Origin of the sequence: Staphylococcus sp. HMSC068G11, from assembly GCF_001815825.1 — a bacterium.
GTDB classification, from domain to species: Bacteria; Bacillota; Bacilli; order Staphylococcales; family Staphylococcaceae; genus Staphylococcus; species Staphylococcus epidermidis.
This window is the reverse complement of record NZ_KV822053.1, coordinates 1-2,557: the sequence shown is the minus strand read 5'-3', so window position 1 is coordinate 2,557 and position 2,557 is coordinate 1. Positions and strand designations below refer to the sequence as shown.

Annotated in this window: 4 protein-coding genes and 1 pseudogene; 1 reads left to right on the top strand and 4 read right to left on the bottom strand. The window is 26.8% G+C overall.

The window, feature by feature from the left end; translation table 11 throughout:
• From HMPREF3058_RS00440 to HMPREF3058_RS00430, 3 genes and pseudogenes are all read right to left on the bottom strand, one after another.
• A pseudogene (locus HMPREF3058_RS00440) lies at positions 1 to 237 on the bottom strand (hypothetical protein); the annotation flags it as partial.
• Between the two features lie 271 nt (positions 238 to 508).
• Positions 509 to 874: a hypothetical protein gene (locus tag HMPREF3058_RS00435; RefSeq protein ID WP_049368612.1), complete on the bottom strand. Its 366-nt coding sequence runs from the start codon at positions 872 to 874 to the stop codon at positions 509 to 511.
• 129 nt (positions 875 to 1,003) lie between these two features.
• Complete coding sequence (locus HMPREF3058_RS00430; protein WP_070731033.1) at positions 1,004 to 1,372, bottom strand: DUF3139 domain-containing protein; 369 nt, start codon at positions 1,370 to 1,372, stop codon at positions 1,004 to 1,006.
• 82 nt (positions 1,373 to 1,454) lie between these two features.
• Between HMPREF3058_RS00430 and HMPREF3058_RS12370 the strand changes: the two genes are divergently transcribed.
• Positions 1,455 to 1,682, top strand: coding sequence for a hypothetical protein (locus tag HMPREF3058_RS12370; protein ID WP_256280248.1), 228 nt, complete (start codon positions 1,455 to 1,457; stop codon positions 1,680 to 1,682).
• Between the two features lie 338 nt (positions 1,683 to 2,020).
• Here the strand turns inward: HMPREF3058_RS12370 and HMPREF3058_RS00420 are convergent, their stop codons facing one another.
• The gene (locus tag HMPREF3058_RS00420; RefSeq protein WP_070731030.1) at positions 2,021 to 2,473 is read right to left on the bottom strand and encodes a plasmid mobilization protein; all 453 of its coding nucleotides are present in this window, start codon (positions 2,471 to 2,473) and stop codon (positions 2,021 to 2,023) included.
• Positions 2,474 to 2,557 lie beyond the last annotated feature (84 nt).

The following is a 2,557-nucleotide window of genomic DNA, read 5'->3' as shown; positions in this document are numbered from 1 at the left end:
GCCTTCATTTTTGTTACCTTGTAAGCCACCGTTAAGTAAACCATTACCTTGATTCTCGTTACTTTGAACAGTCTTTTGTTGTCCTGAATTATCATTTGTTTGTGCTGCGTGAGCTGATGCATTACCGAAAGCTAAAGGAGCAGCTAGAGCTAGTGAAGAAATAGTAACTGCTATTAACTTGTTGTTATATTTTCTTAAACCTTTCTTTTGTATAGTGTTATTTTGAATTTTTTTCATAAATAAATTCCCCTTTTCTAAAATAGTGTTTCTATTACATAAAATAATATTACCGTTTTTCAAGTATATCAAACAGTTTTTAGAGAATTTGTGCAAAAAAATGTAAAATATCCCTATTTTTTGTAAAGAGATAGAAATATCTTTTTCTGATTTTAAAACAGAACCTCAATTAACATAATTATGTATTATGGGTAATGCCTTTGTATAAATACTCAAAACACAAACATTGTTAAATTAATCTTTGTATTCTTTAATATAAGTAACATAATAGTTAATTATTGCGATGAGAAAAACCATAGATAACTAAATATATAAGCATAATAACTATGAAATGAATAGCTCCTAAAAATAATGCAAAATCGTCAGCCATAAAAGGTTCAAAGTAAAATTCCGGTTCATAATGATTCATAAACCAATGAACACATTCCCAAGAAAGAAATGTTCCAATACATCTACTTATTATAATACTTATATTATTTTTTAAGCCGAATTTAAAAATAGATATACTTATTAATATAGCAACTATTATAAATGGGATGTAACCTATTAATAAACCTGTTTGATAATCAGTAAATAATCCGATAAATTCTATTGGAACTAAAGATAAAATTAATATAATGATTTTTAACCATTTCATTTTAAAATTTCTCTTTTAAATATTATTTTTCCTTCAATATCATTTTATTAATATAATTAGGTAGAAGTCTACGCTGTCTCTAAGTGGTAGATGAATGATCTCTATCTTTTATTATGTTATACATTTATATTATTTTCTGTAAGGTTCTGATTCTAAAAGATATTTATAATAGGCGTCTTTCTTTTGTAAATCTGTTTCCCCCCACATCTTATATTCTTTATCATCTGTCCATGGTGCTGGTGCTGGTGTCACGTTATACTCATACTCACTATATGGTTGATCTTTAAAAACAATATCTTTTTCAGCATATCCCATCATAATATTAAAACTCATTTTTTCATTTTTTATTTTTTTATCCCAACCCTTACGTTCTATAACGTGATTGATGATTTTCTCACTCTTGTGTTTCTGATAAGTAATCACACTAAAAGTCCAAACTGTTAAGGTAATAATGATAACAATAATAGAAGTTATTAATATTTTTAAGATTTTCTTCATTTTTATATAATTCCTATTTTTAATAATTTTTTATGATAATGTCTATATATAAAATATTTTATCATAAAGGAGTTAAATAATATTGAAGACTTACCAAAAATTTCTTTTTAAAATTTGTTTAATTACATCAGTAATAATTATTATGTTACCCATGCAATCTCATGCACAAGAGTATAAAAATCAACCACATGATTTTCGACAACAATATGATAATTTAAGAAAGAATAATTTAATTGATAAATCTACCACTTATAAACAGTGGAAAAAGTTCCAAGAAGAAAACTATCGTGCTAAATATCAAATGGAGTAAGAAGCTCAACAAGAAATGAAGGAAGAACAATATCAAACATTTTCAAAAAAGAAAAAGTATTACATATTCTTTAAATTCCAATATAAATGATACATATCACACATATTGTTCAAAACTTGTTTGGCAATCGTATTATTTTGGTGCAGGTAAAAAGTCTGTAAATTCAACAGGTGTTTATCACTACTTTAACCCATATAATCTTCCTAAAAATATTAAAGGAGCTAAAAAAGTTAAAACATTTTTCTAAAATTAAGCAATCATGTAATCTAAAATTAAGCAATCATGTAATCTAAAATAAAAAAGCAAGCGACTACGATAATTGATAGTCGCTTGCTTTTTTATTGTTCTTTTAATCGTTTAATCGCATTTTTTAATGGGCGATCATCACGATATGTATTAAAGTTCATAAATGCAGTACTATCAAAATGTTGTAATAAGTGATGAAATATCTCATTCTCCCTTTGGTATTGCTCTATATCATATTCAAGTTGGTCATGACGTTGTCGAAGTGCGTTTCTGTCTGATTTGAGTGCCTCATTGTCTTCTTTCAGCTGTTCAATGACTTTATACAAATTATTCGTATCATTCTTAGAATTAGAATCATCCATCATTATTTGTTCTTTTGGATATTCAATCACCGTCGGTTTAATACGATTCCCCACAGCTGTTTGGCGTATATATTCTGTGATATTCATACTACGTATGTAGGCTAAATCTTGTATCTTTTTGTATTGCGCTTGACTGACACGAACGGTTAAGATTTTTTCTTTCGAGTTTTGTTTTTTCGGCATTAAATCACCTCATAATTAATATATAATAAGCATACATGTGTGTGCTTATATTTATATTAATATAACATACATATGTATGCTAAT